At 71.4% G+C, this 25,864-nt stretch carries 27 protein-coding genes and 2 pseudogenes; 16 read left to right on the plus strand and 13 right to left on the minus strand.

Annotation, left to right across the window (positions count from 1 at the left end; genetic code table 11):
- Positions 1-206 precede the first annotated feature (206 nt).
- The 3 genes and pseudogenes from ACQEVC_RS43535 to ACQEVC_RS43545 form a co-directional block, all read right to left on the minus strand.
- Positions 207-404, minus strand: a pseudogene (locus ACQEVC_RS43535) (hypothetical protein); the annotation flags it as partial.
- Positions 344-1,009, minus strand: a pseudogene (locus tag ACQEVC_RS43540) (RNA-guided endonuclease InsQ/TnpB family protein); the annotation flags it as partial. The pseudogenes ACQEVC_RS43540 and ACQEVC_RS43535, both read right to left, overlap by 61 nt.
- The gene (locus ACQEVC_RS43545; protein ID WP_432890140.1) at positions 939-1,208 is read right to left on the minus strand and encodes a helix-turn-helix domain-containing protein; all 270 of its coding nucleotides are present in this window, start codon (positions 1,206-1,208) and stop codon (positions 939-941) included. The pseudogene ACQEVC_RS43540 and the gene ACQEVC_RS43545, both read right to left, overlap by 71 nt.
- Before the next feature lie 154 nt (positions 1,209-1,362).
- On the opposite strand from ACQEVC_RS43545, the gene ACQEVC_RS43550 reads away from it, so the two are divergent.
- Positions 1,363-2,283, plus strand: coding sequence for a DNA-3-methyladenine glycosylase family protein (locus tag ACQEVC_RS43550; RefSeq protein ID WP_432890143.1), 921 nt, complete (start codon positions 1,363-1,365; stop codon positions 2,281-2,283).
- A 158-nt stretch (positions 2,284-2,441) separates the two neighbouring features.
- On the opposite strand, the gene ACQEVC_RS43555 is transcribed toward ACQEVC_RS43550, so the two are convergent.
- The 3 genes from ACQEVC_RS43555 to ACQEVC_RS43565 form a co-directional block, all read right to left on the minus strand.
- Complete coding sequence (locus tag ACQEVC_RS43555) at positions 2,442-2,942, minus strand: DUF1990 family protein (protein WP_432890146.1); 501 nt, start codon at positions 2,940-2,942, stop codon at positions 2,442-2,444.
- Between the two features lie 227 nt (positions 2,943-3,169).
- Positions 3,170-3,583, minus strand: a complete 414-nt coding sequence (locus tag ACQEVC_RS43560) for a hypothetical protein (protein ID WP_432890149.1) — start codon at positions 3,581-3,583, stop codon at positions 3,170-3,172.
- Positions 3,584-3,721: 138 nt separating this feature from the next.
- Entirely contained in the window at positions 3,722-4,276 is a 555-nt protein-coding gene (locus ACQEVC_RS43565; protein ID WP_432890152.1) for a hypothetical protein, read from the minus strand.
- Between the two features lie 520 nt (positions 4,277-4,796).
- Between ACQEVC_RS43565 and ACQEVC_RS43570 the strand changes: the two genes are divergently transcribed.
- On the plus strand, positions 4,797-5,069 hold the full coding sequence (locus ACQEVC_RS43570; RefSeq protein WP_432890155.1) for a hypothetical protein: 273 nt from the start codon (positions 4,797-4,799) through the stop codon (positions 5,067-5,069).
- Between the two features lie 117 nt (positions 5,070-5,186).
- Positions 5,187-5,528, plus strand: a complete 342-nt coding sequence (locus ACQEVC_RS43575) for a cupin domain-containing protein (protein WP_432890158.1) — start codon at positions 5,187-5,189, stop codon at positions 5,526-5,528.
- A gap of 132 nt (positions 5,529-5,660) precedes the next feature.
- Here ACQEVC_RS43575 and ACQEVC_RS43580 read toward each other — a convergent pair whose 3' ends face one another.
- Positions 5,661-6,683, minus strand: a complete 1,023-nt coding sequence (locus tag ACQEVC_RS43580) for a DUF5937 family protein (protein ID WP_432890161.1) — start codon at positions 6,681-6,683, stop codon at positions 5,661-5,663.
- A 104-nt stretch (positions 6,684-6,787) separates the two neighbouring features.
- Between ACQEVC_RS43580 and ACQEVC_RS43585 the strand changes: the two genes are divergently transcribed.
- The 8 genes from ACQEVC_RS43585 (at position 6,788) to ACQEVC_RS43620 (ending at position 15,352) form a co-directional block, all read left to right on the plus strand.
- A complete protein-coding gene (locus tag ACQEVC_RS43585) occupies positions 6,788-7,606 on the plus strand; it encodes an isocitrate lyase/PEP mutase family protein (protein WP_432890164.1) in 819 nt (272 codons plus the stop codon).
- A 100-nt stretch (positions 7,607-7,706) separates the two neighbouring features.
- Positions 7,707-8,753 (plus strand): glutathione S-transferase family protein, encoded by a 1,047-nt coding sequence (locus ACQEVC_RS43590; RefSeq protein WP_432890167.1) that lies wholly within the window; start codon positions 7,707-7,709, stop codon positions 8,751-8,753.
- A 213-nt stretch (positions 8,754-8,966) separates the two neighbouring features.
- Positions 8,967-9,257 carry a hypothetical protein gene (locus ACQEVC_RS43595; RefSeq protein WP_432890170.1) on the plus strand — a complete coding sequence of 97 codons (291 nt, stop codon included), beginning with the start codon at positions 8,967-8,969 and terminating at the stop codon, positions 9,255-9,257.
- Between the two features lie 62 nt (positions 9,258-9,319).
- Complete coding sequence (fdh, locus tag ACQEVC_RS43600; RefSeq protein ID WP_432890173.1) at positions 9,320-12,607, plus strand: formate dehydrogenase; 3,288 nt, start codon at positions 9,320-9,322, stop codon at positions 12,605-12,607.
- Between the two features lie 4 nt (positions 12,608-12,611).
- Positions 12,612-13,583, plus strand: coding sequence for a 4Fe-4S dicluster domain-containing protein (locus ACQEVC_RS43605; protein WP_432890176.1), 972 nt, complete (start codon positions 12,612-12,614; stop codon positions 13,581-13,583).
- On the plus strand, positions 13,580-14,608 hold the full coding sequence (nrfD, locus tag ACQEVC_RS43610) for an NrfD/PsrC family molybdoenzyme membrane anchor subunit (protein WP_432890179.1): 1,029 nt from the start codon (positions 13,580-13,582) through the stop codon (positions 14,606-14,608). The genes ACQEVC_RS43605 and nrfD overlap by 4 nt, the downstream gene beginning before the upstream one ends.
- A gap of 184 nt (positions 14,609-14,792) precedes the next feature.
- A complete protein-coding gene (locus ACQEVC_RS43615) occupies positions 14,793-14,957 on the plus strand; it encodes a hypothetical protein (RefSeq protein ID WP_432890182.1) in 165 nt (54 codons plus the stop codon).
- A 191-nt stretch (positions 14,958-15,148) separates the two neighbouring features.
- Complete coding sequence (locus ACQEVC_RS43620) at positions 15,149-15,352, plus strand: hypothetical protein (protein WP_101370542.1); 204 nt, start codon at positions 15,149-15,151, stop codon at positions 15,350-15,352.
- A 34-nt stretch (positions 15,353-15,386) separates the two neighbouring features.
- Here ACQEVC_RS43620 and ACQEVC_RS43625 read toward each other — a convergent pair whose 3' ends face one another.
- The gene (locus ACQEVC_RS43625; RefSeq protein ID WP_432890185.1) at positions 15,387-15,611 is read right to left on the minus strand and encodes a hypothetical protein; all 225 of its coding nucleotides are present in this window, start codon (positions 15,609-15,611) and stop codon (positions 15,387-15,389) included.
- A gap of 141 nt (positions 15,612-15,752) precedes the next feature.
- Here ACQEVC_RS43625 and ACQEVC_RS43630 point away from each other — a divergent pair, with 141 nt between their 5' ends.
- Both ACQEVC_RS43630 and ACQEVC_RS43635 read left to right on the plus strand, forming a co-directional pair.
- Positions 15,753-16,847, plus strand: coding sequence for an ATP-dependent DNA ligase (locus tag ACQEVC_RS43630; protein WP_432890187.1), 1,095 nt, complete (start codon positions 15,753-15,755; stop codon positions 16,845-16,847).
- Between the two features lie 33 nt (positions 16,848-16,880).
- Positions 16,881-18,455: an alpha/beta hydrolase gene (locus ACQEVC_RS43635; RefSeq protein WP_432890190.1), complete on the plus strand. Its 1,575-nt coding sequence runs from the start codon at positions 16,881-16,883 to the stop codon at positions 18,453-18,455.
- 460 nt (positions 18,456-18,915) lie between these two features.
- Here ACQEVC_RS43635 and ACQEVC_RS43640 read toward each other — a convergent pair whose 3' ends face one another.
- Positions 18,916-20,043, minus strand: a complete 1,128-nt coding sequence (locus ACQEVC_RS43640) for a hypothetical protein (RefSeq protein WP_432890193.1) — start codon at positions 20,041-20,043, stop codon at positions 18,916-18,918.
- A gap of 122 nt (positions 20,044-20,165) precedes the next feature.
- On the opposite strand from ACQEVC_RS43640, the gene ACQEVC_RS43645 reads away from it, so the two are divergent.
- The gene (locus tag ACQEVC_RS43645) at positions 20,166-20,633 is read left to right on the plus strand and encodes an N-acetyltransferase family protein (protein ID WP_432890196.1); all 468 of its coding nucleotides are present in this window, start codon (positions 20,166-20,168) and stop codon (positions 20,631-20,633) included.
- Between the two features lie 94 nt (positions 20,634-20,727).
- Here the strand turns inward: ACQEVC_RS43645 and ACQEVC_RS43650 are convergent, their stop codons facing one another.
- The gene (locus tag ACQEVC_RS43650; RefSeq protein WP_432890200.1) at positions 20,728-22,431 is read right to left on the minus strand and encodes an alpha/beta hydrolase; all 1,704 of its coding nucleotides are present in this window, start codon (positions 22,429-22,431) and stop codon (positions 20,728-20,730) included.
- A 361-nt stretch (positions 22,432-22,792) separates the two neighbouring features.
- Here ACQEVC_RS43650 and ACQEVC_RS43655 point away from each other — a divergent pair, with 361 nt between their 5' ends.
- Positions 22,793-23,578: a helix-turn-helix domain-containing protein gene (locus ACQEVC_RS43655; protein ID WP_432890203.1), complete on the plus strand. Its 786-nt coding sequence runs from the start codon at positions 22,793-22,795 to the stop codon at positions 23,576-23,578.
- Complete coding sequence (locus ACQEVC_RS43660) at positions 23,569-23,757, plus strand: DUF397 domain-containing protein (RefSeq protein ID WP_432890206.1); 189 nt, start codon at positions 23,569-23,571, stop codon at positions 23,755-23,757. The genes ACQEVC_RS43655 and ACQEVC_RS43660 overlap by 10 nt, the downstream gene beginning before the upstream one ends.
- 112 nt (positions 23,758-23,869) lie before the next feature.
- On the opposite strand, the gene ACQEVC_RS43665 is transcribed toward ACQEVC_RS43660, so the two are convergent.
- Genes ACQEVC_RS43665 through ACQEVC_RS43675 form a run of 3 tightly spaced genes read right to left on the minus strand, consistent with a single transcriptional unit; the run spans position 23,870 to position 25,805 of the window.
- Positions 23,870-24,502 carry a hypothetical protein gene (locus ACQEVC_RS43665; RefSeq protein ID WP_432890209.1) on the minus strand — a complete coding sequence of 211 codons (633 nt, stop codon included), beginning with the start codon at positions 24,500-24,502 and terminating at the stop codon, positions 23,870-23,872.
- A complete protein-coding gene (locus ACQEVC_RS43670) occupies positions 24,499-25,398 on the minus strand; it encodes an ABC transporter ATP-binding protein (protein WP_432890211.1) in 900 nt (299 codons plus the stop codon). The genes ACQEVC_RS43665 and ACQEVC_RS43670 overlap by 4 nt, the downstream gene beginning before the upstream one ends.
- Positions 25,395-25,805, minus strand: a complete 411-nt coding sequence (locus tag ACQEVC_RS43675; RefSeq protein ID WP_432890213.1) for a GntR family transcriptional regulator — start codon at positions 25,803-25,805, stop codon at positions 25,395-25,397. Before ACQEVC_RS43675 ends, ACQEVC_RS43670 begins: the two co-directional genes overlap by 4 nt.
- Between the last annotated feature and the right edge of the window lie 59 nt (positions 25,806-25,864).

The following is a 25,864-nucleotide window of genomic DNA, read 5'->3' on the forward strand; positions in this document are numbered from 1 at the left end:
AGCCCGAGAGGAGGAGACCGGGTCGGACCGCACCTGACACCGCTACAGGCCGGACGGCACCGGAACGCGCACGGGCGTTCCGGTGCCGTTCTCCGTATCCCGGGCTCGGGCGTGCCCACCCCCGGCGCCCGGCCAGCCCGGCGCCCGGACAGCCGTTCCGGGCTCTGCGGTCCCCCCGCGCATGCGTGGCAGGGTGTCCGGTTGACTTACTCCCCGCCCTGAAGCTGAGGGACGGGGATTCCCTGGGTCGCCCCAGAGGTTTCCTGTTTCCCAGCCGACCGCAGAAGGGAGGACCCTTGCTGTCTCACATCAGCTCCGCAGGCATCGCCGAGATCGCTCTCAGCTACGACTCGACCAGCCGCAATGATGTTCTCGGCGGCGTTGATGTCCCGGTCGTGCCGGGTGCCGCAGTCGGGACACGCCCAGTGGCGCGTCCCGAGGGAGAGCGTGGTGAGTCGGCGCGGGCGTTACGCACCTTGCGGTGGGCGGCGGCGACTTTCGCTCTGGCCTTGCGCCGGTTCGCCGACCCGCGTTGACAGCGGGCCATGCGCCGCTGGTAACGGGCCAGGTTCCGCGCCTTGCGCTCCAGGTGTCGAGGGTTGGCGATCCGCTCGCCGGTCGACAGGACGGCGAAGTCCTTCACGCCCGGGTCGACGCCGATCTCGGCACCGGCTGGACCCGCCGGGGCGGGCTGGTCGACGTCGACGGCAAGGGTGGCGTACCAGCGCCCGTCGGTGTCGCGGGAGATCACGACCATCGTCGGGTTCAGGGTGGCCAGGTCGATGTTCGGCCACGACCACACCAGGGCGAGCGGCCCGTCGGTCTCCGCGATGTGCAACGCGCCGGCCCTGATCCGAAACGCGGACCGGGTGTAGTGCGCCGGCTGGCGGCCGTGCCGGGACTTGAAGCGGGGGTAGCGGGCGCGGCCGGCGAAGAAGTTAACGTAGGCGGTGTGCTGGTGGCGCAGCGTTTGCTGCAACGGCACGGAGGACACCTCGGACAGGAAGGCGAGTTCGGTCGTCGGGTTTCCAGCCGGTCAACGCGGCGTCGGTCTGTCGGTACGAGGTGCGCTCGCCGCGCTGGTGGTAGGCGACGTGCCGGGTGGCGAGGGTGCGGTTCCAGATTAGGCGTACGCAGCCGAAGGTGCGGTTGAACACCGCCGCCTGTTCGGGGGTCGGGTAGACCCGACACTTGTACGCTGTACGCATGTTCGAATGCTTACCCGAGGAGAGGTTTGAGTAACGCGACACGCCGCAGGCCAGCGGGCTTCGCCCTCGGACCGTCCCGGCTCCGCCGGGCCACTCCTGGCGGAGTCCGGATTTCTCCCCGCCTTGCAAGACGGGGCATCCTCCGGAGGATCCGGTGACCGAAACCGGGCCGACCGCGAGCCGGCTGTTGCGCCCACCGGAGCGCTACCACCTCGACGGCTCGGTCCGGTCGCTGGCGATGGGGGCACACGACCCCTGCGCCCGGTTCGTCGACGGCACGTTCTGGTGGGCCACCCGCACTCCGGACGGGCCGGGGACGCTGGCGCTGCGCCGGGTCGGGGGCGACCTGGTCGCCGACGGCTACGGGCCGGGCGGCGGCTGGGTGGTGGACCGGGCCGACGCCGTGGCGGGACTGCGCGACGACCTGACCGGCTTCGACCGGCTCGCCGCCGGTCACCCGCTGGTGGCCCGGCTGGCCAGCACCCACCGGGGGCTCCGGCTACCGGCCGCCGGGCAGATCTTCCCCCGGCTGCTCCGGGCGATCCTGGAGCAGAAGGTCACCGGCAAGGAGGCGTTCCGGGCGTACTCGGCGACGGTGCGCCGGTTCGGCGTACCCGCCCCCGGCCCGCTGCCCCGGCTCTGGGCCCCGCCCGAACCGTCGGTGATCGCCGGCCAGCCGTACTGGGTGTTCCACCCGTTCGGGGTGGAGCAGCGGCGGGCGGAGACGCTGCGCCGGGCGGCTGCCGAAGCGGACCGGCTGGAGCGCTGCGCCGACCCGGTCGAGGCGACCCGCCGGCTCACCGCCATCGCCGGGATCGGCCCGTGGACCGCCGCCGAGGTGGTCCGGATCGCCTTCGGAGACCCGGACGCGGTGAGCGTCGGCGACTACCACATCCCGAACACGGTCGCCTGGGCCCTGGCCGGCGAGGTACGCGGCGACGACGCCCGGATGCTGGCCCTGCTGGAGCCGTTCCGGGGCCACCGTGGCCGGGTCTGCGTGCTGCTGGAGGCCGGCGGTCACCACGCGCCCCGGTTCGGCCCACGGATGCCGCTCCGCTCCTTCGCCCGGTTCTGATCCGCCGACGGTCCTGGCGTCCGCACCGCCGACGGTCCTCGCTGGTCCGCACCGCCAACGGTCCTCGCTGGTCCGCACCGCAGACGCTTCCCCGGGTCGGTCCGCACCGCAGACGCTTCCCGAGGGCGACCTCCGCCCCGCGTCGTCCGCCCCGGCGCTCAGCCGGCGGCCAGCCGGCGGAGCACCGACGCGCAGCGCCAGGCGTACCCGCGCTGGAAGAGCGGCAGCAGCGGGCCGGCGGCCCGGGTCAGCGGGCTGGCCGGTCGGCTGAACGCGGTGACGGTGAACCAGGCCCCACCGTCGTCGGCGCGCTCGACCAGGAACGCCTCCTCGCCCCGTACCGGGTGTCCGGGGAGGGTGCCGTAGCCGAAGCCGGCCCGCCGGTCGTCGCGTACCGTCCAGACCACCTCGCAGGGTGCGGCCAGCCGGAGCCGGCCCAGCCCGAGCCCGGTGGTGACCGTGCAGCCCGGCTCGGCCCGGGGCGCGCTGGCCTCGATCCGCACCCCCATGGCCCGGTGCATCCGCCAGCAGAGCACCGCCTCGCCGGCCACCTCGAACGCGCCCGGGGGCAGGGCGGCGCGGTAGCGCAGGTGCCGGTAGCCGGCCGGCAGCCGGCCGGTGCGGGTGGCACCGACCTCCGGATAGGTCAGTCCGGGCATTGCCTGCCGCCTCCTCGCAGCGGTACCCGCCGGTGGGTCACGGGTACGGCGTCGGTTCCGTCGGGCAGCCTAGCGCTCCAGCCGTACCCGCGTGCATTGGTATTTCCGCGGATGAACGGCATGATCGGTGCTGTGTCGGCGCCGATAAGCCAGCTATTGGCGGCGATGTTGTGCACCGGGCTGAGTGCCCGTTTCGGACAGGACGCTGCCGGCGACGTCGGTTGCCGTCAGGTACCGCCAGTCAACCGGACGTACCCGCCCCGGGCCTCATCAGGGGTGAGGAACGCCTCCGGGCCGAACAGCACGCCGTACTCTCCCGTGAACAGGTCCGGGGTTGTCCCGATCAGCGACACCACCTCGCCCGCGTCACGGAACACGAGAAGGTTGGGCGACGACAGGTAGCGATTGCCCTTCAGGCCACTCTCGCCGACCACGTTCTCGATCTCCGGCTTTGTTGCACCCTCGCTGAAGAGCGCGACCTCGTCCCACTCCACGCTCGTGAGGTCGCGGACCAGGACCGGCTCGCCGTTCTTCGCCACCCCGGCAATCGCCGTGTCTATCGCCTCGCCGAACTGAAGTGCCGGCATGTCCTGCAATCCCGCCGAACCGCAGCCCGCAAGCAGCAGGACCGCGACGGCCATCGTCGACACGGTCCTCCGCCTGTCACCTGCGCCCATCGCCCCTCAGCTCTCGTCTTTCCACTCCGGGTCCTTCCTGGCAACTGGTTCGCCCTTCCGGAACGCGCGGAGCGGCTCATCCGCTCGTGCTGGATCGGCGCGCTATATCACCAGGGTGTCGAACCGGCCTTCCCGACGGCGGACGTGCCCACGCCATCCCGCGAGCAGTGCGATGAAAGTCCAGCCGATGCCACCGAGGACCAGCGACCCCAGGGTGGCACTGGAGTCGACCCGATCGGCCTCCTCGAGCGCGATCACCCCGTCCGGGTCGGTGAGCACGGTTAGGGTTTCGCCGATGTGGTAGCCGGGGTTGCTGCCCTGATAGATCAGTGGCTCGTCGAGCGGACCATCGTCGCCCCGGAGCGTGAAGGTGTGCCGCTTACCGGCGACCTCGGCGTCGACGATGGTCACCTCCTGGCGGACGCCGCGCTTCTCCAGCGCCAGGTCGGGGGCGAGCCCCACCGATCCCACGAGTACGAACAGGGCGGGAAGGAACGAGAGCAAGGAGAGCCACATCGCCCGGTGTAGGACACGTACGACGATCATGAAGACCAGGCAGAAGGCGAGTCCCGTCACGATCGAAATGACCCTCGACCCGACGGTGGCGTACGCGATGGCGGTGTTCAGCCCGATGGAAGCCAGGCCGAGCAGCACCACCAGCGCCGTCCTTCTAGCCGACTTGCCCGCCGTCCAGGCTCCCGCCCAGGGGGCGGAACCGGTCGGTGGCGCCCCGGCCGGGCCGAATCGGTGCGGACCGAACGCGGCGGAAGTCCTTCCGGTGAATCGCTGGTCGGCTGGCCGTCCGTGGGCGGGCTGGATCCGGCCCGGTGGTGCGGGATCGGGATGCACGGCCAAGATCGTAACAAGGGCCACCAACCACCCTGACGTGCGGAGGCGCGTCGTTGAGTCCCTTGATCGGCGGGGCAGACGCGATCGGGTGGTGAACGCCACGAGGCGACGTCGACACTAGTGCCGCGCCAAACAAGCCCCCTACCAGCGAAGACCCCGAACCAACCAGCTACGGCCGGAGTACTGCAACGGCATTGAGCGTGTCGAGCATGGTCGGGTCCAAGGACCCCTCTTCGGGTTGCCGCCAGCCCTTGACCTCAATGATAGTTGAGGTTCTATGGTTCTGAACGACTGGCGGGAAGTCGTCCACGGCGCTTAGGAGCAGGTAGTGATCGTCACCATCGCCAGGATCACCGACCCCGATCGGTTCCTGGAGGTCTTTGAGACAGTCGGCGCGGAGAAACGGCGGGAGCACGGCTGCCGGGGCGCCCGGGTCTATTTCGATCCCGACGACGCGCACCGGGTGTGGTCCGTCTTCGACTGGGACGCGGAGGACTACGACGAGTTCCTCGCGGACCCTGAGATACCGGCCATCGCACGGGAGCTCGGGATCCAGGCGCCGCCCGTACACGCCGTCGCGGCGACCGAACTCGACGCCTGACCACTGAACCCTTTTCAACCTCCCCTTGCGGTCCGGCGGACCGCCAAGGTCGGACGCGGTACGTGAGCGCCGCGCGGTTCAGGTTGAAAAAGGTTCACTACCAGGAGAGGTTTCGGCATGGCTGGCACGCCCTCGCAGGCCCGCAGGTTCAGCTCGGCGATCGGCGACGACGCCGTCCGCTTCGGTGACCGGATCCTCATTGCACCCGCCCTCGGCAAAGAGGACAGCGGGTCGATGAGCGCCTATACATCGTTCCTCTACGCGGGGGCGCGTGCCGACCTGCCGGCCTCCTACGCGGAGGTCTGGGTGGTGCTCAGCGGAGCGCTACGAGTCGGCACCGAGAGCGACGCCGTGACGGTGCGCGCAGGAGACTTCGTGCACGTTCCGGAGCAGGCGCCCGGGGTCGTCGAGGCCCTTGAGGACACCACGATGGTCTGCGTGTCGGTGCCCGCTCACTGACGAGGGAGGCGGTGCCTTGAGCGGTCCCGCAAGGCCCGCCCGATGGAGGTGGTACGTCCCGTGCCGCCCGTGCCCGGGTGGTTAGCCCAGGCACCGGGGGCCGGCCGGACGTGGCGCCGGGAACAGCCGCGATCAGCCGGCCACCGAGAGCAGCGCCTCGGCGACCGTGGTACGGCTGTTCAGCACCGTCCGGCCGGTCCGGTGCGTGGCCACCAGCCCGGCGGCCCGGAGCACGGCGAGGTGCTGCGACACGCCCCCGGCCGAGAGCCCGGTACGCCGGGCCAGCTCGGTGGTGGAGACCGGTGACCGCATCTCGGCGAGTACCCGGGCCCGGCCCCGGCCGAGCACCGCGGCCAGGCTGTCGGACGCCTGCCGGGGTGTCTCCCAGAGCGTGGCGATGCCCCGGGCCGGGTACGCGAGCTGCGGCGCCGGACCGGCCGCGACGCTGAGCACCGACGGCCAGACGAAGACCGACGGGATCAGCACCAAGCCGTCCCCGTCCGGCACGTCGGCGGCGGTGCAGTGCTGCTGGGCGATCGCCAGCGTCTCCCCCTCCCACCGGACCTGCCGGTGCAGGTCGTTGAGGAGTCCGGCGGCACCGTCGGCGGCCAGTCGTCGGGCCCGGTGATGCACCTCGGCGTCGAGCAGCAGCCGGATCCGCGCCCAGTCCGGCGCAAGCGCGATCCGCCAGTACCGGACGATCTCGTCGGCGAGCCGGCGCAGCCCCTCGGCCGGGTCGGCGTGCAGGTGCCGCACTGCCGGGGCGTCCCGGCCGGCGTAGCCGTCGAGGTCCGCCCGGACCACCTCGGCCGGGGTGGCCCGGAGCGTCGCGAGTTCGGTGTCCAGCTCCGGGTTCAGCCCCTCTGGTGCCGGGGTGAGGAAGTCGGGCAGGTAGTGCGGCCCGGCCGGGATCAACTGCCAGAGCAGTCCGCCCCCGGCCGCCCCGGCACCGTCGACCGGGCCGGGGGAAGCACCGCCGGCGGGGACGAGGCCGGCGTCGACCAATCGGGGGCGTACCCGGGTCGCCCAGGGCAGGTGCACGGCGTGGTCGCCGGCGTCGCGCAGCACCCGGACGCTGGTCGCGACCTCCCAGAGGCAGGAGACCGCGAACCGGATCCGGGCGACGGCACCGCCCGGCAGACCGATGGAGACCACGCCGACCCTTCGTTCCAGCCAGGCCCCTTCGTTCGACAGGCCCGTCGTTTTAGCCAGAGCTGAAAGAATACGGCGCCCGGCGCGGGCGGCGGAGACTACCGGGCATGAGTGATCAACGCAGCCGCGCCGAGCTGTTCCGTTCCCTGCACGTCCCGTCCGACCCGATCGTCCTGGTCAACGTGTGGGACGCGGCGAGCGCCCGGATAGTGGAGGCCGCCGGCGCCCGGGCCGTCGCGACCACCAGCGCCGGGGTGGCGTGGAGCCTGGGCGCCCCGGACGGCGACGTCCTCGGCCGGGAACTGGCCACCGAACTCGTCGGGCGGGTCGCCGGCGCGGTCTCGGTGCCGGTCACCGCCGACGTCGAGTCCGGTTTCGGGACCACCCCCGAGCGGGTCGCCGAGACCGTCCGCGCGGTGCTGGCCGCCGGTGCGGTCGGGGTCAACCTGGAGGACGCGGCGCCGGGCGGCGGCCCGGGGTTGCGCGAGGTCGCCGACCAGTCCGCCCGGCTGGCCGCCGCCCGGGCCGTCGCGGACCAGGTCGGGGTGCCGCTGTACGTCAACGCCCGGGTCGACACCTTCCTGCGCGGTGCCGGCGGGCTGCCGGAGACTCTCGACCGGGCAGCCGCCTACCTGCGGGCCGGTGCCGACGGGATCTTCGTGCCCGGAGTGGTCGATCCGGAGACGGTGGCGGCACTGGTCGCCGGTATCCCGGCACCGGTCAACATCCTCGCCGGGCCCGGTGCGCCGACCGTGCCCGATCTCGCAGAGCTCGGGGTGGCCCGGGTCAGCCTCGGCTCGGCGGTCGCCGAGGCCGCGTACGCGGTGGTCCGGCGGGCCGCCGAGGAGGCGTACGGGTCGGGCGGTTACGACGCCCTCGCCGGCGCCCTGGACTACGGGGCGGTCAACGAGCTGATGCGCCGCTGACTCCGGCTCGGACACCTGCCGGAGCGCATCCGGCTGACGATCGCGGGGTTCGGGGCGTTCCGGCGGTGGATCCGAGGCAGGTTTGGGGAACGATAGCAGAATGTCGAACACCGCAGAGGGCAGCAGCACCACCGAGGGCAGCTACGTCAACCGGGGTGGGGAGTTCACCCGGGACCAGCGCTACATCGCCACCCGGATCACCGCTGACGGGCAGGACGGCTATCCGGTGGAACCCGGCCGGTACCGGCTCGTGGTGAGCCGGGCCTGCCCGTGGGCCAACCGGGTGGTCATCGTCCGCCGGCTGCTCGGGCTGGAGGACGTGCTGTCGATGGGCATCGCCGGGCCGACCCACGACGCCCGGAGCTGGACCTTCGACCTCGACCCCGGCGGCCGGGACCCGGTGCTCGGCATCGAGCGGCTCCAGGAGGCGTTCTTCGCCCGGTTCCCCGGGTACGAGCGCGGGATCACCGTGCCGGCGATCGTGGACGTACCGACCGGGCAGGTGGTGACGAACGACTTCGCCCAGATCACCCTCGACCTGTCGACACAGTGGCGGGCGTACCACCGGACCGGTGCGCCGGACCTCTATCCGGACGCGCTGCGGGAGGAGATCGACGAGGTGAACGCGGTCGTCTTCGCCGACGTCAACAACGGGGTGTACCGGTGCGGTTTCGCCGGCAGCCAGCAGGCGTACGAGAAGGCGTACCGGCGGCTCTTCGACCGGCTGGACTGGCTGTCGGCCCGGCTGGAGGGGCAGCGCTATCTGGTCGGGGACAGCATCACCGAGGCGGACATCCGGCTGTTCACCACCCTGGTCCGGTTCGACGCCGTCTACCACGGGCACTTCAAGTGCAACCGGCAGAAGCTGACCGAGCAGCCGGTGCTGTGGGCGTACGCCCGGGATCTGTTCAGCACGCCCGGGTTCGGCGACACCATCGACTTCGACCACATCAAGCGGCACTACTACGAGGTGCACCGGGACATCAACCCGACCGGGATCGTGCCGCTCGGGCCGGACCTGCGCAACTGGCTGGACCCGCACGGCCGGGAGGCGCTCGGCGGCCGCCCGTTCGGGGACGGCACCCCGCCGCCACCTCCGCGCGCCGACGAGACCGTGCCGGCCGGGCACACCCCGCTGGCAAACTGACCCCGGGCACGCAGGGCCGACCCGGCACGCAAGGCCGACCGAGCACCGCAGGGCCGCTTCCCGTCCGACGGTGACGGGGAGCGGCCCTGCGTCATGTCGGCCACCACCCGTCGCGGTGCGGAGAGCGCAAACCGGCTCCGGCGACCTGGGCGAAATGAGAGGCTTGTCGGTGGTTGGCGGTCGGTACCGGTCGGCGCGGTGAGCGGGGGCGGCGTGGCGAGCAAGGAAAGCGTGCTGCACCTGGTCGGCCTGGGCCGGAGCTACCAGGAGATCGGCGCCGAGTTGGGCATCCCGGCCGGGCAGGCGTACCTGGTCGGCACCGGGATCCCGGCCGACGGCGGCGGCACCGTGACCCGGGCGCAACGGCAGCGCCCCGGCGTCCTGCCGTCCCGCACCCAGGTCCTGGTGAATCCGCGCGAGGTCAACCCGATGTCGTCGCGGCAGGTGCACGACTGGATGCGGGACCGGGCCCGGGCCGACGGGCTGGGTCGACCGGACCGGTGACGAACCGGCCGCCGCCCGCGGGAAGTGCCGGTGGTGGCGGCCCTCGACGACAGGAGGCGCAGGTGCGCGGTCTACCGATCGGCTCGTGGCCGGTCTGGCGCCAGCTCACCGGTCCGGACCGGGCCGGCCGGGCGGCGTCGGTGAAGTCGCGGCACAGCGCCGACCTGCGCGCCCGTACCGCCGACGCCGACCGGGTGGTCAAGTCGGTCTGCCCGTACTGCGCGGTCGGCTGTGCGCAGAACGTCTACGTCTCCGACGACCGGGTGGTACAGATCGAGGGGGACCCCGACTCGCCGGTGAGCCGGGGGCGGCTCTGCCCGAAGGGCGCCGCCTCGCTGCAACTGACCACCGACTCGGGCCGGCTGGACAAGGTGCGCTACCGGCCGCCGTACGCCACCGAGTGGCAGGACCTCGACCTCGACACCGCGATGGAGATGATCGCCGAGCGGGTGATCCGGACCCGGCGGGAGACCTGGCAGGAGGAGCACGAGGGCGTCAGGGTGGCCCGGACGATGGGCATCGCCAGCCTCGGCGGCGCCACCCTGGACAACGAGGAGAACTACCTGATCAAAAAGCTACTCACCGCGCTCGGGGTGATCCAGGTGGAGAACCAGGCCCGGGTCTGCCACAGCTCCACGGTGATCGGCCTCGGTACGTCGTTCGGGCGCGGCGGTGCGACCACCTTCATGCAGGATCTCCAGCACGCCGACTGCATCGTGATCGAGGGCTCCAACTTCGCCGAGGCGCACCCGGTGGGCTTCCAGTGGGTGCTGGCGGCGAAGGCCCGGGGCGCCACGGTGATCCACGTCGACCCCCGGTTCACCCGGACCAGCGCGCTGGCCGACCTGTACGTGCCGATCCGGGCCGGCACCGACGTGGCGTTCCTCGGCGGGATCATCAACCACGTCCTGACCGAGGGGAAGGACTTCCGGGAGTACGTGCTGGCGTACACGAACGCCTCGACCATCGTCGACGAGCGGTTCCGGGACACCGAGGACCTGGACGGGCTCTTCTCCGGCTTCGACCCGGACAGCCACACCTACCGGGAGGAGAGCTGGCAGTACGAGGGCGTGCAACTGGTCTCGGCGACCGGCGAGCGGGACAGCCAGTTCGAGGCGCGGGTGGCGGCCGGGCGCAGCCTCCAGGACGACCCGAGGCGGTCGGCGGAGCACGACGGGCACGGCGCCGGCCGGGGCGAGAAGTTCGGCTCCGGCAGCGCCGCCCTGGACGGCCAGCCCCGCCAGGACCCGACCCTGTCCGACCCGCACTGCGTCTACCAGATCCTCAAGCGGCACTTCGCCCGCTACACCCCGGAGATGGTGGAACGGATCTGCGGCATCCCGCCGGAGGTCTTCACGCAGGTGTGCCGGCACCTGGTCGACAACTCCGGCCCCGAGCGGACCAGCGAGTTCGTCTACGCGGTCGGCTGGACCCAGCACAGCGACGGCTCCCAGTTCATCCGCTCGGCCAGCATCCTGCAACTGCTGCTCGGCAACATCGGCCGGCCCGGCGGCGGTATCCAGGCGCTGCGCGGGCACGCCAGCATCCAGGGCTCGACCGACGTGCCGACGCTGTTCAACCTGCTGCCCGGCTACATCCCGATGCCGCACGCGCACAAGACCCAGACCCTGGCCGACTTCATCATCGCCGACGCCGCCCGCAAGGGGTTCTGGGCGAACATGCGGGCCTACACGGTCAGCCTGCTCAAGGCGTGGTGGGGAGCGGCGGCCCGGCCGGAGAACGACTTCTGCTTCGACTACCTGCCCCGGCTGACCGGCAGCCACTCGCACTACGACACCGTGCTGGAGCAGCTCGGCGGCGCCTGCAAGGGCTACTTCCTGCTCGGCGAGAACCCGGCGGTCGGCTCGGCCAACTCCCGGATGCAGCGGCTCGGCATGGCCAAGCTGGACTGGCTGGTCGTCCGGGACCTCACCATGATCGAGAGCGCCACCTGGTGGAAGGACGGGCCGGAGATCGCCTCCGGCGAGCTCGTCACCGAACAGATCGGCACCGAGGTCTTCGTGCTGCCGGCGGCGGCGCACACCGAGAAGGACGGCAGCTTCACCAACACCAACCGGCTGCTCCAGTGGCACCACCAGGCGGTCGAGCCGGCCGGCGACCGGCGCAGCGACCTGTGGTTCATGTACCACCTGGGCCGGATCATCCGGCAGAAGCTGGCCGGCTCGACCGATCCGAAAGACCGACCGATCCTCGACCTGACCTGGGACTACCCGACACTCGGCCGGACCGCGGAACCGGACGCCGAGGCGGTGCTCGCCGAGATCAACGGCTGGGACGCCGACGGACGGCCACTGTCGACGTACACCGAACTCGCCGACGACGGGTCGACGGTCTGCGGCTGCTGGATCTACTGCGGGGTGTACTCCGACGGGCTCAACCAGGCCGCCCGGCGCAAGCCGGCCGAGGAGCAGCACTGGGTATCCCCGGAGTGGGCCTGGGCCTGGCCGGCGAACCGTCGGCTGCTCTACAACCGGGCCTCGGCCCGGCCGGACGGGCGGCCGTGGAGCGAGCGCAAGAAGTACGTCTGGTGGGACGCCGACGCCGGCCGGTGGACCGGCTACGACGTACCGGACTTCGAGCCGACCAAGCCGCCGGACTACGTACCGCCGGAGGGCGCCCGGGGCGTCGCCGCGCTGCGCGGCACGGACGCCTTCATCATGCAGGCCGACGGGCTCGGCTGGCTCTTCGCGCCGACCGGGGTCTCCGACGGCCCGCTGCCGACCCACTACGAGCCGCAGGACTCCCCTGTGGACAATCCGCTCTACGGCCAGCAGCGCAACCCGGCCCGGCTGCTCCGGCCGCACGAGCAGAACAGGTACCACCCGAACGGGTCGCAGCGCGGCGCGCAGACCTTCCCGTACGTGGTCACCACCTACCGGCTCACCGAGCACTTCACCGCGGGCGGGATGAGCCGGCACACCCCGTACCTGGCGGAGTTGCAGCCGGAGTTCTTCTGCGAGGTATCCCCCGAACTGGCCGCCGAACGCGGGCTGGTGCACTGCGGTTGGGCCACCATCGTCACCGCCCGCAACGCCATCGAGGCCCGGGTGCTGGTGACCGAGCGGGTCGCTCCGCTACGCGTCGACGGGCGGGTGGTGCACCAGATCGGCCTGCCGTTCCACTGGGGACCGAACGGCTACAGCCGGGGCGACGCGGCCAACGAACTCACCTCGATCTCGCTCGACCCGAACTCGCACATCCAGGAGAGCAAGGCGTTCTCCGCCGACATCCGCCCCGGGCGGCGGCCGCGCGGGCCGGAGCGGGTGGCGTTGGTCCGGGACTACCAGCGGCGGGCCGGGATCACCGTCGCGACCGGAACGGAAGTGTGAGCGAATGGCTCCCGACCTGCGCGAGGCGACCGGGGACCGGCGCGATCCGGCCACCGCCGGCGGCTACGCCGAACCGCCGGACCGGGTCGGCTTCTTCACCGACACCAGCGTCTGCATCGGCTGCAAGGCGTGTGAGGTGGCCTGCAAGGAGTGGAACGCCATTCCCGAGGACGGGCTGGCCTTCACCGGCATGTCGTACGACAACACCGGCCAGCTCGACGCGAACAGCTGGCGGCACGTCGCCTTCGTCGAGCAGCCGCGCCGGCTCGGCCGGCAGGAGACTCACCTGGCCCCGACCGGAGTTCCCGCCGAACTGCGCCGCGCGGCCGGCGGTCGGACCGCGGTCTCGCTCGGGATGCCCGGCTCGGCACCGCCGGACGGGCACGTCGACGCCGTACCCGGGATGGACTTCCGCTGGCTGATGTCCTCCGACGTGTGCAAGCACTGCACGCACGCCGCCTGCCTGGACGTCTGCCCGACCGGCTCGCTGTTCCGCACCGAGTTCGGCACCGTGGTGGTGCAGCAGGACATCTGCAACGGCTGCGGCTACTGCGTACCGGCCTGCCCGTTCGGCGTGCTCGACGTACGCGAGGGAGACGGGCGGGTCTGGAAGTGCACCCTCTGCTACGACCGGCTCTCGGTCGGCCAGGAACCGGCCTGCGCCAAGAGCTGCCCGACCGACTCGATCCAGTTCGGCGAGCTCTCCGAGCTACGGGCCCGGGCCGCCGCCCGGGTGTCGGACCTGCACGACGCCGGGGTGGACAGCGCCCAGCTCTACGGCGCCGACCCGTACGACGGGGTCGGCGGGGCCGCCGCGTTCTTCCTGCTGCTCGACGAGCCCGAGGTGTACGGGCTACCGCCCGACCCGGTGGTCACCACCCGGGACCTGCCGGCGATGTGGCGCCGGACCGCACTGGTCGCCGCCGGGCTGCTGGCCGCCCTGGTCGCCGTGTCAGTTCCGGGAGCCCGCCGATGACCCACACCGACGTACGGCTCGACGCCGCACCCGACCTGCCGGTGGAACGGGACGCGCTGATCGGCTCCGCCGGCCGCCCGGGGCGGCGGCAGCGCGGCGAGCGGCTGATGGTGCCGAGGGCCGAGTTCCGGTCGTACTACGGCCGGCCGGTGCTGAAGCCGCCGACCTGGGAGGCGTCGGACATCGGCGGCTACCTCTTCCTCGGCGGGCTGGCCGGTGCCTCGTCCACCCTGGCCGCCACCGCCGACCTCACCGGCCGGCCGGGACTGGCCCGCGGGCTCAAGGCCGGTGCTGCGGTCGCGCTGGCCGGCTCGCTCTACTCCCTGGTGCACGACCTCGGCCGCCCGGAGCGGTTCCTGCACATGCTGCGGGTGGTCAAGGTGACCTCGCCGATGAGCATCGGCTCCTGGCTGCTCGCCGGGTACGGCCCGTTGGCGCTGCTCGCGGCCGGCAGCGCGGTCACCGGTCGATTGCCCCGGCTCGGCCGGCTCGGCACGCTCGGCGCCGCCGCGCTCGGCCCGGCCGTCGCCTCGTACACCGCGACGCTCTTCGCGGACACCGCCGTGCCGGTCTGGCACGACGGGTACCGGGAACTCCCGGTGCTCTTCGCGGGGTCGTCGGCGGCCTCGGCCGGTGCGCTGGGGCTGCTGGCCGCCCCCGGTCCGGAGGGCGGGCCGGCCCGCCGTGCCGCGGTGCTCGGCGCCGCCACCGAACTGGCGGCGGCGTACCGGATGGAGCGCCGGCTCGGCATGGTGGCCGAGCCGATGCGGCAGGGCCTGGCCGGCGGGTTGCTGCGGGCCGGCAAGCTGCTCTGCGGGGCGGGTGCGCTGGCGGTGGCGGCCGGCGCCGGGCGTGGCCGGGCGGTGACGGCGACCGGCGCGGCGGTGCTACTGGCCGGCTCGATCTGCCTCCGGTTCGGGATCTTCCAGGCCGGGGTGGCCTCGGCCCGGGATCCGAAGTACACCGTGGAGCCGCAGCGGGAACGGTTGGCGGCCCGCACCGGCAGGCGGGAGCGCCGATCGTGAGAGCCGTGGCCAGATTCCTGCCGTTCGCCGGCATCGTGCTCGGCACCTGCGCGGCGGCCATCCTCGCCGGGAGGCGGACACCTTCGACGGGTCGGCGCCGTCGCCGTCGCTGACCGGACCCTGCCGGCCGCCGCGACCGGCGGTCCGGGCCCGCTTCGGGTCGTGGCACGCGCCGATCCCCCAGTTGCTGGACGCGACCAGCCCGCAGCGGGTGCTCGGCCAGCAGTTGCGCAACCCGCTGGCGGTCGGACTACGGAACGTGATGATGCGCCTGACCCCACCCCGGGTCGCGCTGCGCTCGGTGGCCCGGTACGCGGACTGGCGACCCCCGTCCGAAACCCGCGCTTGAGCTGCGATGTCGCGGGGCTGATACCAGAAAAAGCCCCGTATCCGGGCGCGAGATGAATCGGCCATTCACCTACATTCACGCCAGTACGTCGCTGCGGTCCGTGCCCGAACGTCCCGATTAGCCGCATAATGCAACACAGACCGCTGGGGCATCCGGCCCAAAGCGGCATAAAAGGAGCGAGAGGCCCGATCGTGAAGCTCACTTTCATTCGTAAGACCGCGCAGTCCCAGGTCAACAACTGCCCGTCGCTGTACCGCACCGACCGTGACACCTTCATCGTGCAGGGCTGGCGCGTCTCCGACCCGGAGGCACTGGCCCAGCTCGACATTCCGGCGCACGAAACCGCGGTCGAGGTCCCGGCCGACGTACTGGCCGAGATCGCGAAGGCGCTCTAGTACCGCGACGACCCCGATATAGACGCAGATCGGTTCACGAGGCCCGGCCGGCCGGACGTTCGCGGAGGTCGGCCAGGGTCACCGGGGTACGGGCCGACAGCAGCCGCTCCAGCGCCGCGATCGTGCCCACCTCGCCGAGTACGTCCACCCCGCCGACGTCCGGGCGATAGCGGTACGCCAGCCGGTAGAGGTATCTCCCGGCGATCCGCTCGACACTCACCTGCCACCGGCCGCAGCAGACGCACACCCAGCCCCGCATCCGGCGAAGATAGCTCTGAGCTGCGAAAACACCTCACTCGCGGTGGTCGACACGGGACTGCTGAGCCGATTGTGACCACTGGGACCGCCGGTACGGGCACGGGGCACCCTGGCCCGGCGCCCATCTGGTTGACTTGGCCGGGTGGAGCTGCCGATCAACCCGCCGGTCGAGCCGATGCTGGCGAAGAGCGTGCCGAAGATCCCCACCGGGCCGGGGATGAGCTACGAGCCGAAGTGGGACGGCTTCCGCTGCATCGTCTTCCGGGACGGTGACGAGGTCGAGCTGGCCAGCCGGGGCGGCAAGACGATGACCCGCTACTTCCCCGAGGTGGTGGCGCAGGCCCGGGCGCAGTTGCCGACCCGCTGCGCGGTCGACGGCGAGCTGATCGTCATCCGCCGGGACGGCCCGGACGGCGAGCCCAAGCTCGACTTCGAGCTGCTCAGCCAGCGCATCCACCCGGCCGCGTCCCGGGTCAACATGCTGGCCGAGACGACCCCGGCCGACCTGGTCGCCTTCGACCTGCTCGCCATCGGCGACGAGTTGCTGGTCGACCAGCCCTACGAGCGGCGCCGGGCCCGGCTCGTCGAGGAGCTGCGCGGCGTCGTACCCCCGGTGCACGTCACCCAGACCACCACCGACCCGGAGACGGCGGCCCGGTGGTTCGAGATCTTCGAGGGGGCCGGGCTGGACGGGCTGGTCGCCAAGCCGGCCGACATCCCGTACGAGCCGGGCAAGCGGCTCATGTTCAAGGTCAAGCACACCCGCACCGCCGACGTGGTGGTCGCCGGCTTCCGCTGGCACAAGTCCGGCCCGGTGGTCGGCTCGCTGCTGCTCGGCCTCTACGACGAGGCGGGGACACTGCACCACGTCGGCGTGTCGGCGTCGTTCAGCGCCGCCCGCCGGGCCGAGCTGCTGGACGAGTTGGCGCCGTACCGCGAGGGCGTCAAGGAGCACCCGTGGGTGCACGGCGACCACACCAGCGGGCAGCGCATCCCGGGCGGGCCGAGCCGGTGGTCCGGCACCAAGAGCCTGGAGTGGGAGCCGCTCCGGCCGGAGCTGGTGGCAGAGGTCGGCTACGACGCGATGGAGGGGGACAGGTTCCGGCACACCGCCCAGTTCGTCCGCTGGCGGCCCGACCGGGAGCCGGCCTCCTGCGGGTACGACCAACTCGACCGCCCGATCCGGTTCGACGTCGACCAGGTGCTCCGCGGCGACCCGCTCGCCCCCGGCGCGTAGCCTGACGGTCGATACGATCACGGAGGATTTCTCTTGGCCCGCTCGCATCTTCGCCGGCTGCCCCTGGCCGGTCTCCTGGCCGTCGTGATGCTCGTCGCCGGCTGCACCATCCCGATCTTCCGGCCCGACGACGAGGGCGAGCGCGGTGGCCCGGCAGCCGCGCCGAACGGTGCCGGCGCCGCGGACTGGAAACCCTGTCCGGAGGTGCCGCGCAAGCTCGTCGGCCGGGGCGCGCCCAACATGCGGTACGACTGCGCCACCATCGGTGTACCCGCGGACTGGAGCACCGCCGGCGGTGCCGGCGCGGGCGGCGACAAGCTGGAGATCTCGCTGCTGCGGATCCGTTCCACCAAGCAGCAGGACCGGATCGGTTCGCTGCTGATCAACCCGGGCGGGCCGGGCGGTTCCGGCGTCGACTCGGCGGTCTACCTGTCGTTCGGGGCCGGCTTCGGCGGGCTCCCCGACGAGGTGACCCGGCGGTTCGACATCATCGGCTTCGACCCCCGGGGCGTCTCCCGCTCCTCCCCCGTCAAGTGCGTCTCCGACGCCGACCTGGACAGCACCTTCGGCTTCGAGCCGGATCCGGAGAGCCAGGCGGAGTTCGACGAGCTGGTGGCGCTGAACCGGAAGATCGGTGACACCTGCGGCAGCAAGTACGGCGAGCGGCTACGGCTCTACTCCACCGAGCAGGCCGCACACGACATGGACGCCATCCGGGCCGCCGTCGGCGACGAGAAGCTGAGCTACCTCGGGTACTCCTACGGCACCCTGCTCGGCGCGACGTACGCCCAGCTCTTTCCGCGTAACGTCCGGGCGCTGGTGCTCGACGGCGCGATCGACCCGGAGCAGGACATCGTGGCCGGCTCGGAGAGCCAGGCCAAGGGCTTCGAGCGCGCCTTCACCAACTTCACCACCTGGTGCCGGGAGGCACCGGGCCGCTGCCCGATCGCCCCGGACGCCCGAGGCGCGGTGACGGACGCGTTGGAGAAGGCCCGGGTCTCCCCGGTACGCGGCGAGGGTGGCCGGGAGGCGACCGCCGGCTGGATTTTCTACGCGGTGATCTCCTCGCTCTACACCGAGGCCGGCTGGCAGAAGCTGGCCGCCGCGATCGACTCGCTCGCCGACGGGGACCCGAAGGAGGTCTTCGAACTGGCCGACTCGTACGCCGAGCGGGCCGAGGACGGCAGCTACACGAACCTCTTCGACGCCAACCTCTCGGTGAACTGCGCCGACGAGGAGAAGAAGGTCGGCCTCGACCGGATCCGCTCGTTGCAGTCGGAGTGGCGCACGAAGTATCCGCTGTTCGGCGCCCCACTCGCGGTGGGCATGCTGAGCTGCGAGTTCTGGCCAGGCCAGCGGGACCCGTACCCGACCGGCCCGGCGACCGGCGCCCCGCCGATCGTGGTCGTCGGCACCACCGGCGACCCGGCCACGCCCTACGAGCAGACGCCGAAGCTGGCCGAGATGCTCGACGTCGGCGTGGTGCTGACCTGGCAGGGCGAGGGGCACACCGCCTATCCGCAGACCCGCTGCATCAGCGACGCGGTCGACGACTACCTGATCGACCTCAAGCCACCGAGCGCCGGCACCACCTGCCCGGCCCGGTGAAGGCCACCGGGTGACGTCCGGCGCTGCCCGCACCGGGCGCTTGCCGGCGCTTGCCGGCGCTTGCCGACGCTTGGCGAGCGGTCGGCGAGCGGTCGGCGGACTCCGGCTCGCCTGGCGCCCGGTCGGCGGCGCCGGCCGGGCATAACCTCCGTCGCCGACTGTCGAGCTGGGTGCACAGCCGGGGCAGACGTCCGGAAGGGCCGGGAACGATGTTCGGCGACGAACGCCGAGGGCCGCCGCCCGGGTGGTACCCGGGCTCGGGCGCCTCGCGGCCCGGCATCCGCGCCGAGTCACGGCTCGGGCTCCGCACCCAGTCGCCTACCCGATGGGTGCACGGGCGGGGCAGCTCTACAGTCTGCTGGACGAACGTCCCTGGCTCGGCGGTCTCGCGCGGCATCCCAGGCCGCCACGCAGTACGGCGTCCTGCGCCGCCACGCAGTACGGCGTCCCGCCAGCCGCCTCAGCCTGCGGTCCCGAAACCGGCGAATGCGCGCAGCCGCAGCTTGCGCCCGACCGTCTCGGCCAGCCACCTGTGATAGCCGTTCTGCGGATCCAGGCTGGCCCGAACCACCTCGCACCACTCCTCGCGGTCGACGACCGCGAGGATCCGGCCCGCGAGTTCCTCCCGTTGCCCCGCGGAGCAGCTCACCCACTCGTTCGTCGTCCGGTCCGTCAGGTACCCGGCGATGGTCACGGCCGCGATGTACCGGCTCAGGATCGGCCGCTGCCGACCGAGATGCCTGGCGTACCCGTCGAGCGCCAGCCTGGCCGACGGATACCGGTCGAGGGTGAGTCCCTGGCCCCGGCACTGGGTCATGGTCCCCAGCAACTGGCCGCTCTGGTCGATCAACTCGTCGTCCGCGTCCTCCGCGCCGATCGCCTCGTGCAGGTGGGCCGCCTCGGCGGCCTCGCCCGCGTAGTAGCCCTGCAGGACGTCGTCGCCATCGCAGGTCCGGCGGAGCAGCCAGCCTCGTACCGCGGTTCTGTGGGCCAGCGGACAGAGCGCCTCGACCACGTAGACCCTGCCCCACCCGGCCACCCGGTCGGCGAGCCAGAGCAGTGCCTCGTCGCCACCGTCGCGGGTACGTCGCCGTAGTGCGTCGGCAGCCAACGGGCCAAACGTGTCGGACAGCAGTGCGATGGTCCGGATCAGCGGGATGTCGTCAGGTGCCTGGTCGCTCGCCAGCAGGGCCAGCCCGACGAGAGCGCCACGTCGATCGGCGGCATGCCGTACCAGCCAACGGCCGGTACGCCGCACGCGTTCCCGCTCGGCTCGCAGGGCCGCGGCGGCGATGTGGTCGTTGCGGTGGATGGGAACGTCGACCTCGCGGAACGCTCCGGCGAGTTCGCTCGGCGGGGCACCGTCCCTGACGAAGTGTGCGTCCAGGACGGCGGCGGCCGCCATGCCCGCATGACGCCGATCGTCCGGCGGATCCGGCTCAGGACGCTGACGCTCCAGATCCTCGTCCGGATAGGGACGCCCGTCCTGCGGCAGGGGCGAGTCCGGGTGCTGACGATGCAGCCGCCGGGCGTGGTCGAAGAGGGTGACCCGGGGTCCGAACGGTCCAGGCTCGGGCGTCTCGCTCACCGGCGGACGGAGGACTCGATTCTTTCGATCATGACTGGGATGGTGCCAGCACGCTGCGCCGCCAGGCAAGCCGGCTGCCGAGTCGACCGGGGTGACAATGGCCGATGTGCCAGGCTGAGGGCATGAGTGAGCTGATCTTCCGGACCGCCCGCCGGGACGACGTACCGGCGATCGTCGCGATGCTGCTCGACGACGAGGTGACCGCGAGCCGGGAACCGGCGGAGCCGACCGGCGAGGAGGTCGACGCCGCCTACTGGGCCGGGTTCGAGGCGGTCGACGCCGACCCGCGCAACGAGCTGATCGTCGCCGAACTCGACGGCGAGCCGGTCGGCACGATGCAGCTCACCTTCATCCCCGGAGTGAGCCGGCGCGGCGCCGAACGGATGCAGATCGAGGCGGTCCGGGTCCGCTCCGATCTGCGCGGCGGTGGGATCGGCCGGCGGATGATGAACTGGGCGGTGGACCAGGCCCGGGAACGCAACTGCCGGCTGGTCCAGTTGACCACCGACAAGCGGCGTACGGAGGCGCACCGGTTCTATGCCTCGCTGGGATTCGCAGCCAGCCACGAGGGCATGAAGCTGGCACTCTGACGCCGACCGACCGTCGGTACGAGTCGCCGACGGCGGCATGCGGCGCCGGTCGCCCCGTGGCCACCGGATCGGACCACGGGGCGACCGTGCGAGGTCAGCGGACGGGTCGGTCCGAGTTGACCAGGGCGATCCGCTCCCGCACCTGCTCGCGCAGCTCCGGCAGGCTCTCGGCCGACAGCCGCGCCAGCGAGTCCAGCTTCCGGTTGTCCTGCTTCACCGGGCCGGCGACCGGATACACCTCGGTCTCACCCGGCAGCGGCACTCCCGGGCAGGTCGCATCGGACGGGCGTGAGTTGCGCAGCAGGAAGACGTTGACCATCCCGTCGACACACGGGTTGCCGTCCAGCGCGTACTGCCCGTGGAAGGTGGCGTCGTCGATCGAGACCATGCTGACGCCGGGGGCTGCCCGGACCGCCGCCCGCGCCTGCTCGTAACCGGTCTGCGGATCGAACTCGGCCTGCACCACCAGGACCTTCGAAGCGACCGACGCGGGAAGGTTCGGCAGGGTCTGCCGGGGCGCGTCGGACCAGAAGGCGCACGGCTCGGAGAGCCCGTACGCCCAACCGAACAACGGGTAGCGGGGGCCCTGCCGGTCGCTGAGCTTCCGGTACCAGGTGGCGGAGTTGGTCGGCTGGTCGCCGCAGGCGACGGAGACCCGGGTGCCGGGGAACGTCACGTAGTCGTCGGGGACCTCGGCCGCGATCCTCCGCACCGTCAGGTCCGCGAGCGGCACGCCGTACTCCGCCCGGGCCAGGGCGTCCAGCTCGGTGTGCAGGGCGTCCGGCAGCCCGGTCTCGGGGGTCTCGCCGTTCATCTCCTGCGCCGCCAGCGTGAAGACCAGGGTGGCGAGGAGCCATTGCAACTGGCCGCCCATGCCGACGAAAAGGGCGTCGTAGTTGTCACCGGCGATGCCGAGGGTCTTGGCGTACTCCCGGGCCTCCTCCCAGGTCCGTGCCGCCTCGACCGGGGTGTCACCGACGATCTCGGGGAACTGCCGCGCCGTCCAGGGCAGGTAGACGTCGTCAAGCTGCCGCTGCCCGATCATCGGGAACGCCTCGAAGGCGGCCTGGAGCCGGCCCTGCCAGTTGACGCTGGAGTCGAGCACCATCTTGCCGGCGCTGTCCGGGAAGAGCGAGGCGTACTTCGCACCGAGCCAGGTGCCGTAGGAGTAGCCGAGGTAGTTGAGGGTGGAGTCGCCGAGCAGTTGCCGGATGAGTTCCATGTCGTGCGCGGTCTGCCAGGTGGTGATGAACGGGGTCAGCGCCTTACTCTGGCAGGCTTCGGCGATGGCCCGAGGTGCCTTCTGGTGCTCGGCGATGCTCTCCGGGGACCGGTCCCGGGCGTCCAGGTCGGTCCGGGTCGAGAGTCGGCCGGTCGGGATCTCGCAGACCAGTCCGAGCTGGTCCGGGGCGGTCCCGCCCTCATGGCCGGTACCGCGCGGGTCCATGCCGACGAAGTCGTACCGCTCGTTCACGGTCGGTTGGAGCGCGGCCAGGGCGCCGGCCAGGGAGCTGCCCTGGCCTCCCGGGCCGCCCGGGTTGGTGAGGATGGCGCCGAGGCGTTCGCCGGTGGCCTTCGCCCGGCTGATCGAAACCTGTAGGTCGACTCCCGCGTCGGGCGCCGCCCAGTCGCGGGGAACGGTAACCAGGGCGCACTCCGACGGGCGAGCCTGCTCCGGCGGCGTGAACAGGCAGGCGCCCCAACTGAGTTCCTGGTCGAGGTAGCGGTCGAACGGGCTGGCGGCCCGGGCCACTACCGGGGTCGCGACCAGCGCCAGGACCAGGGTCGCCGGTGTCACGACACTTCTGACGATGCGGCGCACGGTACTCCTTCCAGTAGGAATCGGATGAAGGCAGCGTAGCCGGTGTTTTCCGGGCCGCTGACCATCATTGGGGTGAACTCGCGTCCGTCGGCCTCATCCCTCAGGCTTAATCCTCTCGTCGCTAGCGGATCGCGACGACGAACGCAAGACCGTCGCCTTGCTCGATCATGGACCTCCGTTGCTCACTCGCTTCTCATCGCATCAGCTCCCGGCGATTCGGCGTTTACAGCTCAATCACCACCTCATAGGGTCGGCAGTCCAACAAGGACGGTCTCGCGTGCCGGCAGATCGGAACTGCGCCGATATCCCCAATCGAGAGTGAGCGATCGTGGGCAGCATGTCTGAGTTCCTGATCACTGAACTGCGGATCTTACGGACGTCACGTGGCCTCAGCCAGGAGGACTTCGGAAAGGCGATCAAGTATTCCGGCAGTCACGTCTCGTCGGTCGAGACCGGGCAACGCCCGCCGACCGAGGAATACCTGGAAGCCGTCGACCGGGTATTCGAAACCGGCGGCCTCTTCAGCCGGATGCTGGCAAAGATCCATGTACTGGAAAGTGTGCACGTCTGGTTCCGGCCATGGATCGAGGTAGAGCGGGATGCTCTCGTCCTGAGGACCTACAACCCGCTGGTTGTGCCGGGTCTGCTCCAGACCGAGGCGTACGCGCGAGCACTGCTCGCCGCCGGAAGCCTGACGCCCGCGCAGCTCGACCAGCAGGTGCAGGCTCGGATCGACCGCCAGCAGGTGCTCGACGCGGAAAAGCCGCCGACGCTCATCGCGGTGCTCGACGCGACCGTGCTCCACCGAAGCATCGGCGGACCCCAGGTGATGCGGGAACAGCTCGACCACCTGGTGGCGATGGCCGAGCGACCAAACGTATACATCCACGTCGTGGCGAACACTGCCGGGGCGTACCTTGGACTGGCCGGCCCGTTCACGATCGCGACGTTGACGGACAGTCGGGAACTGACCTACCTGGACAACCAACTCCAGGGAGTCGTCGCCGAACGACCGGGCGACATCCTGATCATCCGGGACGCGTGGGAAAACGTGCGCGGGGTGGCGCTACCCCTCCAGCAGTCCATCGAGATGATCAGGAAAGTGGCGGAGACATGGACGTGACGGACGCCCGCTGGCACAAGTCGACCCGCTCGGGCCCCAACGGCGGTGACTGTGTCGAGGTGGCCGACAACCTGCCGGGTCGGGTGATGGTCCGGGACAGCAAGGACCGGTCCGGGCCGGTGCTGACCTTCGAGCCCGACGCCTGGCGCTCCTTCGTGGCCGAGGTGACCCGGGACTGATCGAGTCGGAGCGGCACCACAGTTGCCGTCGGGCGGGTGGAATTTCCCCCGCCCGACATCCCGCCGGCCTCTTCGGCCGCGATCACTCGGAGGGGCACGAGTCGCGCTTCGGTTAGGGGCGGCGTTGCACCGCCAGGAAGGTGACGGTCGTGAGCGCGGCCGCGACGATCAGGTATATGGCCGCCTCGGTGAGCTGCAACTGCCAGTAGGTCATGGTGGTGCTCTCGCGCAGTGCGCGGGCTCCGCCCAGTTGCACGATGCCCAGTACCGGGACGCTGACGGCCATGGCGATGTGGGTGTTGCGGGTCAGCGCACCGAGTGTCGCGCCCAGGGCGAGGGCGAACAGGACCCGGGTGAACGGGACCAGGTCGTGGGATTCGTAGTAGAACCAGCTCATCGGATCCGCGGCGGTCGTGGGTAGTGCCCAGCTGACGATGGCGGTGACCGCTGTCGCTGCGGCCAGCGCTCCGGCTGCGGCGACCGTTAGCCTGGCCGCGAGCCACCGGGTACGGGGTTGGCTCTGGGTCCAGGCCAGGCGATGGGTGCCGTGTTCGATGTCGCGCGCCACCAGTGGTACGCCCCAGAACATGCAGACTCCGATGGTCAGGTAGCCGGCGAACAGTTGCGTGATCGTGGTGAACTCGGCGTCGAAGTGGGCTGCGGTGGCCAAGGCGCCGTAGATCGCGGTCAGGACAGCGGCGGCGGTGAAGGGGAAACGCTGCTGGCGCCAGGCGAGCCAGATCATGCGGCCTCCTTCTCGGTGCTGGCGAGGGTGGGTGCTGGCAACCATGAGGCGTCCGGGTTGCGCAGGTACGCCAGGACGAGTTCTTCCAGGGTGGGCGCCTGTTCGCTGCCGCGAGTGTCGACGGGATCTCGGCGGACGAGTGCGGTGGTCTGCCGGGCGGTGGCGCTCAGGTGCACGGGCGGGACGGGGGCATCGCGCAGTTGCGCGGCGAGTTCGGCGGGCCCGGTGACGATTCGGTGGCCTTCGGTGAGATCGTCGAAGCTGCCGGCCAGTTGCAGCCGGCCGCTGTTGAGCAGCAGCAGGTAGTCGCAGGTGTCGGCAAGGTCGGTCAGGATGTGTGACGACAGCACGACGGTGGCCCCGGTCTCGGCGACGGCGGCCATCATCGCGCCCATCACCTCTTTGCGGGCCAGCGGGTCGAGGTCGGCCAGCGGCTCGTCGAGGATGAGCAATTCGGCGCGCTTGCCCAGGGCGAGTGTCAGCGCGACCAGGGTACGTTGCCCGCCGGAGAGGTGGCCGACCTTCCGGTCCAGGGGAATTCGGTAGGCGTCGAGCCGGGCGCGAGCCGAGGCGGTGTCGAAGCCGGGATTGGTTGCCCGTCCGAAGTGGAGGATCTCTTCGACGGTGAAGGTGGCGAACAGCGGCTTGTCCTGCGCCACGAACGCAACCCGGGCCAGGTCCTGGCCCTGCTGACTGAGCCTGCGGCCGGCGACGCGTACCTCGCCCGCGCTGGGCGCGAGTAGGCCCACCGCCAGGTGCAGCAACGTGCTCTTGCCCGCGCCGTTAGGTCCTACCAGCGCGGTCACCGTCCCCGATGGCACCGCCAGCGTGCAGTCACGCAGCGCCCACGTCCGGCCGTATCGCTTGCCCAGGCCGGTGGTCTCCAACGCGTTCATGAACGCTGCTCCGCCTGCCGTGGCGCCGCGGGTTCGCCCTCGGCCAGTGCCGCCTCGAAAACCGCGCGCATGTCGTCGTCGTCCAGGCCCGCGTCACGCGCTGCGGTAACCCACGAATCTAGCTGGTGGCGGATCGCCGGGTCCTGCGCCGCACGCCGCGCGGACAGCGACGCGAGGACGAAGGTGCCCACACCTGGCCGGGAGAGCACAACACCGTCGCGTTCCAGCTCTCGATACGCCTTGTGCACCGTGTTCTGGTTGATGCCCAATGCGGCCACCACCTCCCTCGCCGTGGGGAGCTGATCGCCTTCTTGCAGCCAGCCCAGCCGCACCGCCTGCCGCACCTGCTGAACCAGTTGTAGGTACGGGGTGACGCCGGACCGGCGGTCCAGTCGGAATGTGATCACACCAACTCCCATTCTGCTACACTGCTAGCAGAATAACAGTATGGCTGGTCGCAGCAGAG

It is taken from the genome of Plantactinospora sp. CA-294935, from assembly GCF_050936445.1.
GTDB lineage: Bacteria > Actinomycetota > Actinomycetes > Mycobacteriales > Micromonosporaceae > Plantactinospora.